This is a genomic window from Euzebya rosea, assembly GCF_003073135.1.
GTDB lineage: Bacteria > Actinomycetota > Nitriliruptoria > Euzebyales > Euzebyaceae > Euzebya > Euzebya rosea.
In genome coordinates this window covers 44418-60880 of the sequence record NZ_PGDQ01000010.1, presented here as the reverse complement: position 1 = coordinate 60880, position 16463 = coordinate 44418, and the positions used below count along the sequence as shown (strand labels likewise).

The following is a 16463-nucleotide window of genomic DNA, read 5'->3' as shown; positions in this document are numbered from 1 at the left end:
GTGCGGCCCGCTCGCCCGGTCAGCGGTGGGGGTGCCTCAACGACCGAACCGACGCCGGCGACGCTGGAAGTCCCGCAGGGCGCGGAGGAAGTCGATGTGGCGGAACTCCGGCCAGTACGGGTCGCAGAAGTAGAACTCCGAATGGGCCGACTGCCACATCAGAAATCCCGACAGCCGCAGCTCCCCGGAGGTGCGGATGATCAGGTCCGGGTCCGGCGTGCCGGCGGTGTAGAGGTTCGCGGCGATGTGTTCGGGCTGCAGATCATCGATCACGTCGGTGATGCTGTCGCCCGCGGCGGCGCGCTCCTCCAGGTGGTTGCGCAGCGCATGGATGATCTCCTGTCGTCCGCCGTAGCCGACGGCGATCTGCACGTGGAGGGTGTCGCCGTCGGCGGTGGCGTCCTCGGCCGCGGCGAGCTCCTCCTGCAGCGCCCCCGGCAGCTCGCCGATCGCGCCGACGCCGGTGATGCGCAGTCCGGGCCACCGGTCACGGCGGTCGGCCAGGCCGCGGACGCTCTCGCCGATGATCTCCACGAGGGCGGCCAGCTCGTCCTCGTCCCGACCCAGGTTCTCCGTGGACAGCAGCCACAGGGTGACCCAGCCGATGCCCAGGGACGCGCACCAGTCCAGCAGCTCGGGGATCTTCTCCGCACCGGCCCGATGCCCGTCGGCCGGGCTGTCGTAGCCGCGTTCCCGGGCGAAGCGCCGGTTGCCGTCGAGGATGACGCCGACGTGCTGCGGCAGGGTGCCCGCGCGCACTCGCGACTCCAGCTGCCGGTCGTAGAGCCGGTACAGCAGGTCGGGACCAAGCGGGACGCGGACAGCCATCGGGCGGGCAGTGTAAGCACGCGGCGGGTCCGGAACGGACCGCCGGTCACCGAACCGTCACCGACGACGCCGTCGGACGATACCGATCGGTCGCCCGTGCCGTCGTACCGTGACGCCCGTGCTGGACCCTCGTGTGCTGCGCGACGCCGACGACGTCGCCGCCCATCTCGCTGCGACGTGCTTCGTCCCCACCGACGACCTGCCGGTCCGCGGCGCCGTCGGGCTGGAGGCCGAGATGTTCGTCCTCCACACCGGGGATCGACGACGCTCGGAGCTGGAGGAGCTGGTCGACGCGATCGACGCCGCCGACGGCGTGGTGGCGCAGGGCGGCAGCGAACGGCCCCGCTGGCTGAGCGAGGACGGGCAGATCACCGAGGAACCCGGCGGCCAGCTCGAGCTGATCACCGACCCCGAGCCGACCCTGGCGACGGCGCTCGACCGGCTGGACGGGCTGGCCACGGCGATCGAGCCGTGCCTGGACCGGGCAGGGTTGGCGCTGGCCGGGGCGGGCCTGGACCCGTTCCATCCGCCCGAGGGACTCGACGTCCAGCTGGACCTGCCGCGGTATCGGGCGATGGGCACCTACTTCGGCCGTCGGGGCACCAACGGCCAGGCGTTGATGTGCGCGTCGGCCAGCCTGCAGGTCAACCTCGACCTCGGTCCGCCCGCGATGGCCGTCGACCGGTGGGTGGTGGCCAACCTGGCCGCGCCGCTGGTCGTCGCGACGTTCGCCAACTCCCCCACCGCAGAAGCCGTCAACGGACGCGCGCTGGCCTGGGCACAGCTGGACCCGACCCGGACGGGCGTCCCGGCGTTGATCGCCACCGGGGTGGACGATCCCGTCGCGCACCTGCTGTGGGACGTGATGCGCGCCGACGTGATGCTGGTCTCCCGCGGGATCGAGATGCACCCGGGTCGACCGGGCTGGACGTTCGGCGACTGGGTTCGAGACGGGCACCCACAGCACGGCCCACCGACCACCGTGGACGTCGACATGCACCTGTCGACGTTGTTCCCGGAGGTCCGGCTGCGTGGGTTCCTGGAGGTGCGCGGGGTGGACCAGCTGCCGCGGCGATGGCGTGCCGCGCCGGCGGTGCTGCTGACCGGACTGCTCTACGAGCCCGACACGACGGCACGGGCCCGGGACCTGCTCGAGCGGGCCCGGCGCGACCTTCCCCGCCTGCAGGACCGCGCTGTTCGCCGTGGGCTCACCGACCCGCTGGTGTGGGAGCTGGCCGGACCGCTGTGGGAGCTGGCCATGGGCGGGGCCGACCGGATGGGCGCGGCATGGGTCGGCGAGCGCTGGCTCGACACGGCCGACGCGTTCCTCGACCGCTTCACCCGACGGCGTCGCCACCCCGCCGACGAGCAGCGGGACCTCCGACGCCGCAGCCCCGCCGAGGCGCTGGAGTGGGCCCGCTGAACTACCGGCGGGACCGCTTCGGGCGCTTCTTCGGCGGCGCGTCGCGGACCCCGAACTTGCTCATCGCGTTGTCGGCCAGGACCTTGCCGTCGGTCTGGCACGTCGCGCAGTAGTTGACCGTGTAGGCGTTGTACTCCACCGCCCGCACCTGGTCCCCGCACTCGGGACAGGGATCGCCCGTGTGGTTGTGCACCCGGGACGGTCGGTCGGCCGAGGACGACATGTCGTCGCGCACCCGCTCCACCGCCAGCGCCTCCTCGATTGCCTCGTGCATGGCCGCGGCGATCCGTTCGGCGTCCTCGGCCCCCATGGAGGCGGTCTGGGCGAACGGCGAGACCTTCGCGCGGTGGCAGATCTCGTTGGCGAGCATCCGCCCGATCCCGGCCAGGACCCGCTGGTCGCGCAGCATCGTGTGGATGCGGGCCGAGTGGGCCGCGAACATGGCTGCCAGCTGTGCGGCGTCGACGGTGTCGGCCTCGGGGCCGAGCCCGTCCAGCGGCGGCTGTCCCTCCACCGGGCTGCGCAGGACCCACACCCCGGCCTTGCGTTCGGTGCCGGCCTCGGTCAGCAGCCACGAGCCCGCGTCGGCGAAGGTCCAGCGGAACAGCCCCCCGCGGGGCTTCTTGGCCTCCTTCGGGTCCGGACGCAGTCGGCCGCCCTGCATGAGGTGGACCACGTGGGTGGTGTCCCCGAAGTCCAGCAGCAGGTGCTTGCCGCGGGTGCCGACCTGCTGGAGTGCGTTGCCGACCGCCGCGTCGGGCGGCGGGTCGAAGGTCTTCAGCGACGAGAAGCCCAGCAGGGTGACGCCGTCGAGGACGTCGTCGGCGAGGGCGGCGGTCATCCGCTCGGCGTGGGCGCGGACTTCGGGAAGCTCGGGCACCCGACCATCGTGACACGTCGCGCCGCCGCGGATGTCACACCCCGCACTAGACTCTCTGCACTATGAGCGAGACCGAGCACGCAGAGCACCTCACCCAGCAGGCCCATGACCGCCTTCAGGAGGAGCTGCAGCGCCGATCCACGACCCTCCGGCAGGAGATCACCGACCGGATCGAGGTCGCGCGCGGTCACGGCGACCTCAAGGAGAACGCCGAGTACCACGCGGCGAAGGACGAGCAGGGCATGAACGAGGACCGCATCCGCGTCCTCGAGGCCCGCCTCCGCAACGCCGTCATCTCCGAGGTCGACCCGAACTCCGGTGAGGTCGCGGTCGGCATGATCGTGACGGTCGACGACGACGGCGACGTCGAGGAGTACTTCATCGGCTCCATGGAGGACACGCCCGGCGAGGGGGTCGAGGTCGTCAGCGCCACCTCCCCCATGGGCAAGGCGCTCCTCGGCAGCAAGAAGGGCGACGAGGTCGCCTACACCGGCCCGACCGGCGTGACGTTCACGATGTCGATCACGGACGTGCGCGCCCCGTAGCCGTCGGGTTCCGCCCACCGGGAGTTCACCCTTTCGAAAGCACGGTGCGGAACAATCCCCTGACACGCCGGTGTTCACAACCACAGGCCTGCCCGCCCCCATCGCGTCGTGATGGGCGAGAGTGGGAAGAGTGACGGCTGTGCACGAAGGGGCGACCAACATGACCGCGGTGACCGAACCGGAAGAGGTTCGTGCGCTGCTGGCGTCCACGCTGGTCCCGTCGGCCAGCTGCCCGGGTCCCGGCGCGGTGGGGCTGGAGTCCGAGCACTTCCTGGTCCATGTCGACCGGCACGGCGCCCCGGTCGGCCGTGCCGACCTGGCGACCATGACTGCGGTCCTCGACGACCACCCGGACCTGGACCCCGAACCGCCGAGCGCCAGGTCCCTGACGGGATGGCGGACCGCCGACGGTGGCCGACTCCTGCCCGAGCCGGGTGCCCAGCTGGAGTTCGCCGGCCCGCCGGCATGGACGGCAGCTGCCGCGCTGGGGGCGATGTCGGACACCGTCGGTGACATCGCCACGCTGCTGGACTCTCGCGGACTGGCCCTGGTCTCCGCCGGCCTGGACGTGTGGCATCCCGCTGGGTCGGTCCGCCAGCAGCTGGCCTGTCCGCGGTACCCGGCGATGCACGACTACTTCGGGCGGCGCGGCCCGCACGGCCGGACGATGATGACCCACACGGCGTCGCTGCAGGTCAACCTCGACCTCGGCGTGGGCAGCCAGCCCGTCGACCGCTGGGCCACGGCGCTGCTGGCCTCGCCGCTGATGACGGCGACCTTCGCCTGCAGCCCGACCGCGGGGGCCGTCAACGGGCGGGCGCTCGCGTGGCAGTGGCTGGACCAGACGAGGACGGGGGTGCCGGCCGCCTTCGTCGCCGGACGCACCGACCCCGTCGACGTCCTGTGCGCGCAGGCGCTGGCCGCCGACGTGCTGCTGTTCCGCGACGGCGACGACGCCGTGCCCGGCGAACCCGGCTTCACGCTCGAGCGGTGGATCCTCGACGGGCATCCCGTGCACGGACGACCCACGACCACCGACGTGGCCTACCACCTGACGACCCTGTTCCCGGAGGTCCGGCTGCGCGGGTTCCTGGAGATCCGCTCGGTGGACGCGCTGCCCGGACGGTGGCGTGCCGTCCCTGTCGTCCTCCTCGCAGGGCTGCTGTACGACGACCGCACCCTCGACGCCGTCCGAGGGCTGCTCGAGCCGCATCGCGCGCGCCTGCCCGAGCTGCTGCAGCGCGCCGCCCACCTCGGCGTGGCCGACGGCGAGCTGTGCGCGATGGCCGTCGAGGTGTGGACGATGGCCGCCGAGGGCGCGGCACGTCTGGGACCCGCCTACCTCGACCCGGCCGACATCCGGCGGGCCGAGCGGTTCCTCGACCGCTTCACCCTCCGCGGTCGGACCCCGTCCGACGAGCTCCGCGAGCGCTTCGTCGACGGACCCACCGCGGCGCTCGACTGGGCCCGCGAACCCGTCGGCACCCTGACGCTGTGCTGACCCGTTCCGTCCGGACCACGACCGTCCCGTTCCTGCCGTCCTGCCCCGATCCCCCGACCACGACCGTCCCAGCCCTGGAGGACACCGAGACGTGAGCGACACCTCGACGACGACCGGCCGCCACGCCGACCCCGGGCGGGTGAAGGCCCGCCTGGCCGCCGCGCTCGACAACGGACGGCGATGGACGTTCACGCTGCTGGACCCGCTGGACGACGAGGCGATGCACCGGCAGTTCGACCGCATCATGTCCCCGTTGGTCTGGGACCTCGGCCACATCGGCAACTTCGAGGAGCTGTGGTTGCTGCGCGGGTTGGGTGACCGCAGCCAGCACGACCCCGACCTCGACCGGATCTACAACCCCTTCGACAACCCCCGCTGGACCCGTGCCGACCTGCCGCTGCTCAAGCGGCCCGAGGCGACCGCGTACGCTGCGGACATCCGCGCCGATGCGCTGCGCCTGCTCGAGGCCACCGACCTCGATCCCGACGTGCCGTTGCTGGCCGACGGCTACGTCTACCTGATGGTCCTGCAGCACGAGGCGCAGCACCAGGAGACGATGCTGCAGGCCCTGGACCTGCGCGAGGACCCCCGTCCGGGGGACGCCGAGGAGCTTGCCGCGACCGACGACCCGCGGCTGCAGCTGTACCTGCCCGCAACCGCACGCACGATCCGCCGACCTCGTCGGGTCGACGACACCGAGATCGTGACGGTCCCGGGTGGACCGTTCGGGTTCGGGGCGCTGCACGCCGCCGACGTGTCGCTCGCTGCCGGACCGGCCGCACGCGAGGCCGCCGTCGCCGCCTACGACAACGAACGGCCGCGCCACACCGTCGACGTGCCCACCTTCGCGATCGACCGGTTCCCGGCGACGGCTCGCCGGTATGCCGCGTTCGTCGCCGACGGGGGTTATCGCGAGGACCGCTGGTGGTCACCCCGAGGCGTCGAGTGGCGCGACGAGACCGGCCACACCGCGCCGCAGGGCTGGGTGCCCACCGCCGACGGCGGCTGGCGGATCCGTCGGTTCAACCGAGTCGACGAGCTGGACCCGCGCGAGCTGGTCGAGCACATCAGCTTCTTCGAGGCCGAGGCGTTCGCCGCATGGTGCGGCGGTCGGCTGCCCAGCGAGCAGGAGTGGGAGAAGGCCGCCGCCCACGACCCGGCAACCGGCGCCTCGCGACCGTTCCCCTGGGGCGACGCCCCGCCGGGACCCGAACTCGCCAACGTCGACCGGGGGCTGTGGGGTCCGTCGCTGGTCGGCAGCTACCCCCGGGGGGCGTCCGCGCTGGGGGTGGAGCACATGATCGGCGACAGCTACGAGTGGACGACGAGCGACTTCGAGCCCTACCCGGGTTACACGACCTTCCCCTACCCCGAGTACAGCGAGGTGTTCTTCGGCGGTGACTGGAAGGTCCTGCGCGGCGCGTCCTGGGCCACCCGCAGCGGCGTGGCCCGGACCACCTTCCGCAACTGGGACCACCCCTACCGTCGACAGATCTTCTCGGGTGTCCGCGTGGCCTACGACGTCGACGCCACCGGACGACCGTCCGCTGCCGGGCGGCGCTGAGGATGTGCCGCCTGGCCGCGCGGACCGGCCCTGCTGCCCCGCTGTCGAGCCTGCTGTACGACCCGCCGAGGTCGCTGGAGGTGCTCGCCTACGATCCGCTGGAGCAGCACTCCGGCCATGTCAACGTCGACGGGACCGGGGTGGCCTGGTTCGACGGCGGCGACCACGAGCCGCTGCTGTACCGGACGGTCCAGCCACCGTGGTCCGACGCCAACCTGCCCACCCTGTCCCGTCGCCTCCGCGGTGACGTGATCCTCGCAGCGGTCAGGTCGACCACACCCGGCCTGCCGCAGGGCCCCTCCTTCGTGCATCCCTTCACCAGCGGCGGGCTCGCGGGAACCCACAACGGCTGGATCGCCGACTTCCGCGCGACCGTCGCCCGCCCCCTGATGGCCGAGCTGTCGGACCGGGCCTTCGCCGAGCTCCCCGGTCCCAGCGACACCGCCGTGCTGTTCGGCCTGGCCGCCGACGCCCACCGGGGCGGCGCGTCGGTGCTGGAGGCGGCCGAGGAGGCGACGGCGAGGACCGAGAAGGCCTGCCGTTCCCTCGGGGTCACGGCCACGCTGACCCTGGTGCTGGCCGACGCCACCGGCGTCGCCGCCGTCAACGCCGCGGCGGGAAGGCCCGCCAACACGCTGTACGTCGCCACCGACACCGACGGCGCCCACCTGCTGGCCAGCGAACCCCTCGACCCCGCCCTCGACTGGGTCCCCGTCACCGAGGGCGGCCGGGCCCACCTGACCCCCACGAACCTGGAGATCCACCAGTGAGCGCCACCTTCGACCTGACCCGCATCGCGGTCGACACCGACTACCACGGGCAGATGGCTGCCGACGTCCGCACGGGGTTGACCGCCACCCCCAAGGCGCTGCCACCGAAGTACTTCTACGACGCCGCCGGGTCGGAGCTGTTCGTCCGCATCACCCAGCTCGAGGAGTACTACCAGACCCGCACCGAGACGGCGATCCTCGAGCGGGTCGCCGACGCCGTCGTGGCCGACATCGCCCCGGTCGAGCTGGTCGAGCTCGGGTCGGGGGCCAGCCGCAAGACCCGCGTGCTGCTGGAGGCCATGCACCGGTCCGGACACGTCGACCGGCCGCGGTACGTGCCGTTCGACGTCAGCGAGGACGCCATCGTCGGGGCAGCAGAGGCCCTGACCGGCGACTACGCGTGGTTGGACGTGCACGGCATCGTCGGCGACTTCGACCACCACCTGACCGACGTGCCGCGCACCGGCCGTCGTCTCGTGGCCTTCCTGGGCTCGACGATCGGCAACCTCGACCCCGACGAGCAGGTGGCGCTGCTGACCGACGTGCGCGCCATGCTCGTCGACGGCGACGGCTTCGTGCTGGGCGTCGACCTGGTCAAGGACACCGAGACCCTCGTCCGTGCCTACGACGACGACGCCGGGGTGACGGCGGCGTTCAACCGCAACGTCCTGCACAACGTCAACGCCACCCTCGGCGCGGACTTCGAGCCCGACGACTTCGACCACGTCGCCCGCTGGAACGCGCCGGAGGCCCGGATCGAGATGTGGCTGCGCGCGCGGCGGGACATGCGGGTCAGGGTCAAGGACCTCGACCTCGACCTCGAGCTGGTCGAGGGCGAGGAGGTGCACACCGAGATCTCCGCCAAGTTCACCGAGGCCACGATCACCGACCGCCTGGCCGCCGCCGGCCTGCGGGTCGCCCGGTTCGACACCGACCCTCGCGGCTGGTTCGGCGTCGTCACCGCCGTCCCCGCCGGGTGAGCGCCCGGGTCCTGCCCCACCCCGGACTCCATCCCCTACCGTGTGGCCGATGATGGCCGTCAGGATCCTCGTCGCGGGCCTCGGCTGGTGGGTCGTGGGTGCCGTGGTGATGTCGGCGATGCGGACGGTGGTGCTGCCCCGTGGCGAGCCCGTGCGGCTGACCGCGACGCTGTTCGCCAGCACCCGCAAGGTCTTCGACGTGCTGCTGCGGTTCCGCGACTCCTACGAGAGCCGCGATCGGCTGATGGCCCGCTACGGCCCCCTCACCCTCCTCCTGCTGCCGTTGGTGTGGCTGGGCCTGACCTGGCTCGGCTTCGCCGCGATCCTGTGGGCCATCGAGCAGTGCTCCGTGGAGCAGGCGCTGGTGCTGTCGGGCTCGTCGCTGATCACGCTGGGGTTCGACAAGCCCGACACGCTCGGCGGCGTCCTCGTGTCGTTCTTCGAGGGGGCGCTGTCGTTGTCGGTCCTGGCGCTGCTGCTCGTCACCTACCTGCCGTCGATGTACGCCGCGTTCAGCGAGCGTGAGCGACACGTGTCGCTGCTGGAGGTGCGTGCCAGCACGCCGCCGACGCCCGTGGACATGATGATCCGCTACCGACGGATCAGGGGGCTCGGCACGACCGACGCGATGTGGCAGGAGTGGGAGGAGTGGTTCGCCCGCGTCCAGGAGTCACACACGTCCCTGCCGGCGCTGGTGTTCTTCCGCTCCCCCGACCCGCGCCTGTCGTGGGTGACGGCAGCCGGGGCCGTGCTGGACTCCGCAGCGATGCTGGTCTCCGCGGTCGACCTGCACGCCATCGTCGAGGAATCCAGCGACATTCGCGTCGACGAGGACGGCGACGTCGGCATGCCGGTCGCCCAGCTGTGCATCCGTGCGGGGTTCCTGGCGCTGCGGGCCATCGGTGACCAGCACGGCCTGCGCTACGACCCCGAGTCCCTGCCGACCGATCCGATCTCGGTGACGCGCGAGGAGTTCGAGGATGCGCTGGACCGCATGGCGGCGGGCGGGGTCCCACTGCGGGACGACCGCGACGCCGCCTGGCGGGACTGGTCGGGTTGGCGGGTCAACTACGACGCCGTGCTGCTGCAGCTCGCCGCGCTGACCGTGGCCCCGCCCACCCCATGGGTGTCGGACCGCGACCCGGTCGACGTCCCGCCCGCCAGCGGGGCCCGCGGGCTGCCCGGCGCGTTGCGGTCGGGCACCCGCGCCGGTGGTCCGCGGTGACCGCCCGTCGACGGCTGACGGCGGGGCAGGCCCGCCGTGTGGTGCTGGCCGGGCTGGGCATGCAGCGTCGCCGTCCCGTCGGCCGCATCGACGCTCGGCACTTCCGGCGGGTCTACGACGACATCCGCGTCCTGCAGATCGACCCGATCAACGTGCTGGCCCGGGCCCACCACCAGGTCGTCATGAGCCGGCTGGGCCCCTACGACACCGACGCGCTCGACCGGTTCGTGTGGCGGTCCGGCGAGGTGTACGAGGGCTGGATCCACGTCGACGCCACCGCCCAGGTCGACACCTGGCCGCTGTTCGCGCACCGACGGGCGTCCACGCTGCCGTGGCGGGCGGTCCGCCACGTCATGGACGAACGTCCCGAGTACATGCAGTCGGTCATGGAGGACGTCGCCGCACGGGGCCCGTTGTCGGCTGCCCAGCTCGACGATCCCGGCGGTCGCATCACCACGTGGGGCAGCCGCTCGATGGGACGGGCCGCGCTGGACTACCACCACCTGCGGGGAGACCTGGCGATCGCGTGGCGCGACGACCGCATGACGGCGTACTTCGACCTGCCCGAACGGGTCATCCCGGCGGTGTGGCTGGACGCGCCGGTGCCGTCCCCGGACGACGCCGAGCGAGCCCTGCTGCTGCGGGCGCTGCACGCGGTCGGCGTGGGCACGGCTGCGGACCTCGCCGACCACCACCGCCAGCACGTCCCGACCGCCCGTCGCCACCTGGCGGAGATGGCCGCCGACGGGGTGGTGGACCGGGTCGACGTCGAGGGCTGGCGGGGTCCGGTCTACGCGGTGCCGGACCTCGTCGTCCCCCGGGGGATCGGTGCGGCGACCCTGCTGAACCCCTTCGACCCCGTCATGTGGAACCGGCCGCGGGTCGCCCGGATGTTCGACCTCGACTACACCGTGGAGATCTACGTCCCCGCCGAGAAGCGGCGATGGGGGTACTACGTGCTGCCGTTCCTGCTCGGCGACCGGCTGGTCGCCCTGGTGGACCTCAAGCACGACCGGAAGGCCGGGGTGCTTCGGGTGGCCGCAGCGCACCTGCTGCCGGAGGCCGACGCCGCCACGGTCGTGACCCCGTTGGTGGAGGAGCTGCACACCTGGGCGAGGTGGGTCGGCGCCGGGGAGGTCGAGGTGGTGGACCGAGGCGACCTGGCCGGTCCCCTGTCCAGCCGGGTCTGAGTCCCCTAGGCTCCAGAAGAACACCGTTAACCAACGCATCCGGAGCCGTCCATGCCCGCCAGCCGTGTCGTCAACCGCCAGTGCCAGCTGTGCGAGGCCCACTGCGGCGTCAGGGTCCACGTCGAGAGGGACGTCGTCACCCGGATCGAGGGTGATCCCGACGACGTGATGAGCAAGGGGTACATCTGCCCCAAGGGCACGACGCTGTGGGACCTGCACCGAGACCCCGAGCGGCTGCGTCGTCCCCTGGTGCGTGTGGGCGACGGCCTGGAGGAGACCTCGTGGGACCACGCGCTGTCCCTGGCCGGTGAACGGATGCGGGCGGTACAGCGCGAGCACGGCAGGGATGCGCTCGGCCTGTACGCCGGCAACCCGACGGCCCACAGCTCCTCGGCGCTGGCGGTCGAGGTGCTGGCCCGGGTGATGCGCAGCCGCAACCGGTACTCCGCGTCGTCGGTCGACCAGTTCCCCCAGTACGTGGCGGCCCACGAGATGTTCGGCGACACCACGCTGATGCCCGTCGCCGACGTCGACCGCACCGACCTGCTCGTCGTCATCGGCGCCAACCCGGCGGTGTCCAACGGGTCCATCACCACCATGCCCGACGCCCGCGGACGGCTGAAGGCGATCCGCGCCCGGGGCGGTCGGGTCGTCGTGGTCGACCCCCGCCGCACCGAGACCGCCCGGCTGGCCGACCAGCACGTGGCCGTGCGCCCCGGCGGCGACCCGGCCCTGCTGCTGGGCATCCTCCACGTCCTTTTCCGCGACGGTGCCGTCGACACCCGCGACCTACCGATCACCGGGATGGCCGACATCGCGCAGCTCGCCGACCCCTGGACACCCGACCGCGCCGGCGAAGCCGCCGGGGTGGACGCGGCGGTGATCGCCGACCTGGCCCGGGCCATCGGCCGGGCCGAGCGAGCCTGCGTCTACGGGCGGATCGGCGTGTGCCACCAGCCGACCGGGACCGTGACCCACTGGCTGATCAACGTGCTCAACGTCGTCACCGGCAACCTCGACCGACCGGGCGGCGCGATGTTCGCCTCCCCGCCCGTCGACCTCGCGGCCGTTCTCCGGCTGCTGTGGGGGCGATCCAGCCTCGGCACCAACCCCAGCCGTGTCCGCGGCCTGCGTGACGTCCACGGCGAGCTGCCGGTGGTCGCGATGCCCGAGGAGGTCCTCACCGAGGGACCCGGTCGACTGCGGGGCCTGATCACGGTGGCGGGCAACCCGGCGCTGTCGAGCCCCGAGTCGGCCCGGGTCGACGAGGCGCTGCGCCACCTTGACCTGATGATCAGCGTGGACATGTACGTGACCGAGACGACCCGGCACGCCGACATCATCCTGCCGCCGGTCAGCCACCTCGAGCGCGACGACCTCGACATCGTCTTCCCGTACTTCAGCGTCCGCAACAACCTGCGGTGGTCGCCGAAGGTGTTCGAGCCGCCCGCCGACAGCCGGACGGACTGGTCGATCATCCTGCGGCTCGCGGCGGAGCTGCCCGGCGGTGCCGTTGGGGGTGCCGTCCGTCCGCTGCTCCGCACGATCGGCGGCGCCGTGCCGGACACGCTGGTCACCAGCGCCCTGATCGCGACGGGTCCGCGGGGTCCGCTGCGCCGTGGCCGAGCGGGGGTCACGGCGGCGGCAGCCCGGCGGGCCAGGGGTGGGCTGGACCTCGGTGCGCTGGAGCCACGGCTGCCCGGCATCCTGCGGACCCGTGACCGTCGGGTGCACCTGGCCCCGCCGTCGCTGCTCGAGGCCGCACGGGCGCTGGAGGGCGGTGACGTGGCCCCCAACGACGACTACGACCTACAGCTGATCGGCCGGCGGCACCTCCGCAGCAACAACTCGTGGCTGCACAACATCGAGTCGATGGTGAAGGGCCGCGACCGCTGCACCGTGCTGCTGCATCCCGACGACGCGGCAGCCCGAGGGCTGTGCGACGGCGACCGCGTGACGGTGTCCTCCCGGGTCGGGACCATCGAGGTCCCGCTGGAGGTCAGCGAGGACATGCGGCCCGGCGTGGCCTCGATCCCGCACGGGTGGGGGCACGACGTCAAGGACGTCGGTTGGTCGACCGCCGCCGCCACGTCCGGCGTGAACGTGAACCTGGTGACCGAGGCGGGGCTGGTCGACTCCCTCAGCGGGAACGCCGCCCTGAACGCCACCTGGGTCAGGATCGACCCGGTCCAGCAGGGGGCCGGGACGGCCGGGACCACGTCGACGACGGTGCCTGCGACCACCTGACCGGACCCGTCGGGCAGGGGTCGGGTTGGGCCGGTTCGGTTCGAGCGGGTAGCGTTCCCTGTGGGTCCGGCTCGGGGGCCCACCGTTCTTCGTCCTGCCCCTCCCACCCCTAGGTTCTGGTTCAACCGTGCAGGTTTCCGGTCGCTTCTCACCTCATCCCCGTGGCTTCGGCTTCGTCGACCCCGCTCCCACCGCCACAGGCAACCCGCCCGTGGTCGTGGACGATGCTGGTCGTACGCACAAGGTCGAGTCCGTCTTCGTTCCGCCGGATGTCGCCCGCGGGTGGATCGCCGACGACCGTGTCGTCGCGACCCTCGCCGTGGACGACCAGGGTCGCCTGAACGCGGCGTCCATGACGTTGGAGTCCCGCCAGCGGCGCTTCGTCGTCGGCGAGGTCCAGCCGTTCGCCGGGAAGATGGTGCTGTCCCCCGACGCCCGCCTCGGCAGCGGCGAGATCCCCATGGACGACGCCATGTCGGCCAAGCTGATGCACGCCGAGGGCAAGCAGATCGTCGCCACGCTCGCGCCGACCGGCAAGGCCATGTGCACCGCGCTGGTCGCCGGTCCGCTGCCGACGTTCGCCCCGTCCGCGGTGCGGGCACGTGCGGTCGTGATCGCCCACGGTGGCGCCACCCCCGACTCCATCCCCGGCGGCCCCGCAGCCGTCGGCCTGCCGCCGGGCGAGACCAACTCCAACGTCCTGCGTGCCACCGGCCGCATGGCAGCCGGCCAGGCCGGCCTGTCCGCTGGCCTGTCCGCCGAGGAGGGGCCGGTCCCCGGTCCCCACGCGGAGATGATCGACCGTCGCCACGAGGTGCAGGTCACCATCGACGCCGACTCCTCCAAGGACCTCGACGACGCGCTGACCGGCGCGTGGTCCGGTCAGGCCGCCGACCCGGTGCTGGTGAAGGTCCACATCGCCGACGCCGCCGGCACCATCGGCATCGGCTCCGCCGCCGACCGGTACGCCCGCACCGTCGCGGCCACCGCCTACTTCACCGCCGGCCCGAACGCCTCGATGATCGACCCGGCCCTGTCGGAGGGCGAGCTGTCGCTGCTGCCCAAGCAGGACCGTCGTGCGGTCACCGTCACCATGCTCGTCGACCCCGACGGCTCGGTGTCGGGCACCGAGGTCGACCTGTCGTGGATCAACCCCGACGCCCGGCTGTCCTACGCCGCCGTCGAGGCCTACCTCGAGAACCCCACGCCCACGGGGCTGGCCAAGGGTCGCAACGCCGTCAGCGGCGCCGACCCCGAGTCGCTCGGCGCGGTCACCGCGACCGTCATCGCCCTCGCCGAGGCCGCCCGCCGGCTCGGTGCCGAGCGTGACGCCCGCGACACCCTCGAGGACCTGTTCACCGACGCCGAGCTCGAGGCCGTCGTCGTCGACGGCAAGATCCGCACCGCCGAGGCCGACCCCCACCCGGTCGCCCAGCGTGTGGTCGAGCGCCTCATGGTGGCCGCCAACGAAGCCGTCGCCGGCTGGGCGCACGCCATCGGCCTGCCGCTGCTGTACCGCGGCCACGTCGGCTTCGACCCCGACCGGGTCGACACGCTGCGCCAGGCCGCAGCCGCGCTCGACGTGCCGTTCGCCGAGGACGCCACCATCCAGCCCAAGGACCTGGTCGCGCTCGTCGAGCGCCTGCAGGAGGAGGGCCGGGAGGACGCCGCTGCGGCGCTTGCGACCGTCGCCACCGGTGTGGTGGCACGGGCCGGGTACACCGCCCAGCCGTCGGCCCACGATGCGCTCGGGTCGGGGTTCTACACCCACTTCACCAGCCCGCTGCGTCGCTACGCCGACCTGGTCGTGCATCGCCAGCTGCGTGCGGCGATCGCCGACGAGGTGCCGCCGTACACCACCGAGGAGCTTGCCGCGCTGGCCACATGGCTGGACGCGCGCGGTGGCGCGGTCAACCACGCCCAGGCGCTGGAGCGCAACGCCCTGTGGGCGGTGCTGCTGGACCGCAAGGCCATCACCTGGCCGACCCCCGGCACGGTCGTCGGGATCAGCAAGGCCGGTCTGCGCATCCGCCTGACCGTCCCCGGTGTCGTCGGCTTCATGTCGGCTGCCCGTGCGCTGGGCCTCCCGCCCCGCGAGCGTGCATCGCTGGAGCTGGACGAGACGGGCATGGCGACCACCGACGGCAAGTACCACCTGGGCGCCTCCGTCAAGGTCCGCCTGGACCGCCTGGACGAACTAGGCCGCCCGGACGTCAAGCCGGCCTGAGGACCCGAGCTGCGCCGTAGGCGCCTCGCGAGGCCCGGCCGGGTGGGTTCCGGCACGATCCGCCGTGGCCCGCCCTCCCCTCCTGGGCCGCCTCCCGCCGGCCGCTAGGCGCGGGGGAGGATGCCGACGACCTGCCACTCCTCGCCCACGGGACCGAGGACGAGCAGGAGCGGGGTCGTCGACTGGACCGGGGCGACGCGGGCCCAGGCGTAGACGTCGGGCCCGTACTCGCTGAGCAGCGCGGTCGTGCCGTCGGCGTCGGCGAGGGAACGGACGTCGCCGACCTCGACGGTCGCCGGCTGGTCCTCCTCGCACAGCTGGGACGCCAACACGGGAGCGCCGACGATGCGCGCCTCCAGCGCCGAGGTGTCCTGACAGGCCACACGGGCGTCGACCCACTGACGGGCAGCGTCGCTGGCCCCTTCCTGTGACGGGTACAGCGGGCGGTTCTCGGTCGCGGTGGTCTCCACGCGCCACAGCCCCTCCTCCTCCACGAGGGTCCAGGTGGAGCGACCGCGCGCGGCGACCAGGCCGATGACCGGGTCGATGACCGGGTCGAAGCCGGTGAGCGTCTCGACCCGGGCGGTGCCGGTGCCGTCGTCGGCCACGTCGTCGACCCGATACCCAGTGATGCGCGGGAAGTCGGCATGGGCGTTCACCCACAGCGCGGCGCTGGGGTAGGCGGTCAGGCTCCCTGACGACAGGAACTCGTAGGAGGCCTCCCAGTCCCCCGACGCCTCGGCGGCGAGGAACCCCCGCAGCGCCTGCTCGGGGTCTGCGGCATCCGCGGCGGTGATACCGGTGTCCGGGGGAGGCAGCTCGGCCGCCGCCTCGGGGTCACCGTCGCGAGAGGACGCCGACGTCGTGACCGGCGTGCTGGCCACCGGATCGTCGTCCCCACCGAACACCCCTGCGAGGGACAGGCCGACCCCGAGCCCCACGACGAGGGCCGCGATGACGAGCACCACTGTGCGCCACGGGCGTGTGACACGGCGTTCGGCGACTTCGTCGGGTGGGGTGCCGTCGGCGGTATCGGCGTGGTCATTAGTAGTCATGTGGGTTCGCATTTCGTTTGGTGTTCGG

At 72.6% G+C, this 16463-nt stretch carries 13 protein-coding genes; 10 read left to right on the top strand and 3 right to left on the bottom strand.

The genetic code is table 11. From position 1 onward, the window contains the following. Positions 1 to 36: 36 nt before the first annotated feature. Complete coding sequence (gene uppS, locus CUC05_RS14420) at positions 37 to 828, bottom strand: polyprenyl diphosphate synthase (protein ID WP_108666824.1); 792 nt, start codon at positions 826 to 828, stop codon at positions 37 to 39. Between the two features lie 118 nt (positions 829 to 946). Here uppS and CUC05_RS14415 point away from each other — a divergent pair, with 118 nt between their 5' ends. Then, entirely contained in the window at positions 947 to 2251 is a 1305-nt protein-coding gene (locus tag CUC05_RS14415) for a glutamate-cysteine ligase family protein (protein ID WP_157965576.1), read from the top strand. A 1-nt stretch (position 2252) separates the two neighbouring features. Here the strand turns inward: CUC05_RS14415 and CUC05_RS14410 are convergent, their stop codons facing one another. Next, positions 2253 to 3131: a DNA-formamidopyrimidine glycosylase family protein gene (locus tag CUC05_RS14410; protein WP_108666822.1), complete on the bottom strand. Its 879-nt coding sequence runs from the start codon at positions 3129 to 3131 to the stop codon at positions 2253 to 2255. A gap of 62 nt (positions 3132 to 3193) precedes the next feature. Between CUC05_RS14410 and CUC05_RS14405 the strand changes: the two genes are divergently transcribed. From CUC05_RS14405 to CUC05_RS14365, 9 genes are all read left to right on the top strand, one after another. After that, positions 3194 to 3676 carry a GreA/GreB family elongation factor gene (locus CUC05_RS14405; protein ID WP_108666821.1) on the top strand — a complete coding sequence of 161 codons (483 nt, stop codon included), beginning with the start codon at positions 3194 to 3196 and terminating at the stop codon, positions 3674 to 3676. Between the two features lie 160 nt (positions 3677 to 3836). Then, entirely contained in the window at positions 3837 to 5177 is a 1341-nt protein-coding gene (locus tag CUC05_RS14400) for a glutamate-cysteine ligase family protein (RefSeq protein ID WP_157965575.1), read from the top strand. Positions 5178 to 5268: 91 nt separating this feature from the next. Then, entirely contained in the window at positions 5269 to 6741 is a 1473-nt protein-coding gene (locus CUC05_RS14395; RefSeq protein WP_108666819.1) for an SUMF1/EgtB/PvdO family nonheme iron enzyme, read from the top strand. Between the two features lie 2 nt (positions 6742 to 6743). Continuing rightward, the gene (locus tag CUC05_RS14390; protein WP_108666818.1) at positions 6744 to 7511 is read left to right on the top strand and encodes a class II glutamine amidotransferase; all 768 of its coding nucleotides are present in this window, start codon (positions 6744 to 6746) and stop codon (positions 7509 to 7511) included. Further along, positions 7508 to 8491: an L-histidine N(alpha)-methyltransferase gene (egtD, locus tag CUC05_RS14385; RefSeq protein ID WP_205712342.1), complete on the top strand. Its 984-nt coding sequence runs from the start codon at positions 7508 to 7510 to the stop codon at positions 8489 to 8491. The genes CUC05_RS14390 and egtD overlap by 4 nt, the downstream gene beginning before the upstream one ends. A 49-nt stretch (positions 8492 to 8540) precedes the next feature. Next, positions 8541 to 9716: a hypothetical protein gene (locus CUC05_RS14380; protein WP_108666817.1), complete on the top strand. Its 1176-nt coding sequence runs from the start codon at positions 8541 to 8543 to the stop codon at positions 9714 to 9716. Then, entirely contained in the window at positions 9713 to 10906 is a 1194-nt protein-coding gene (locus CUC05_RS14375) for a winged helix-turn-helix domain-containing protein (RefSeq protein WP_157965574.1), read from the top strand. Before CUC05_RS14380 ends, CUC05_RS14375 begins: the two co-directional genes overlap by 4 nt. 51 nt (positions 10907 to 10957) lie before the next feature. Next, positions 10958 to 13153, top strand: a complete 2196-nt coding sequence (locus CUC05_RS14370; RefSeq protein ID WP_108666815.1) for a molybdopterin-dependent oxidoreductase — start codon at positions 10958 to 10960, stop codon at positions 13151 to 13153. Between the two features lie 127 nt (positions 13154 to 13280). Beyond that, a complete protein-coding gene (locus CUC05_RS14365) occupies positions 13281 to 15380 on the top strand; it encodes a ribonuclease catalytic domain-containing protein (RefSeq protein ID WP_157965573.1) in 2100 nt (699 codons plus the stop codon). 104 nt (positions 15381 to 15484) lie between these two features. Here CUC05_RS14365 and CUC05_RS14360 read toward each other — a convergent pair whose 3' ends face one another. Further along, entirely contained in the window at positions 15485 to 16435 is a 951-nt protein-coding gene (locus CUC05_RS14360) for a hypothetical protein (protein WP_157965572.1), read from the bottom strand. Positions 16436 to 16463: the final 28 nt, after the last annotated feature.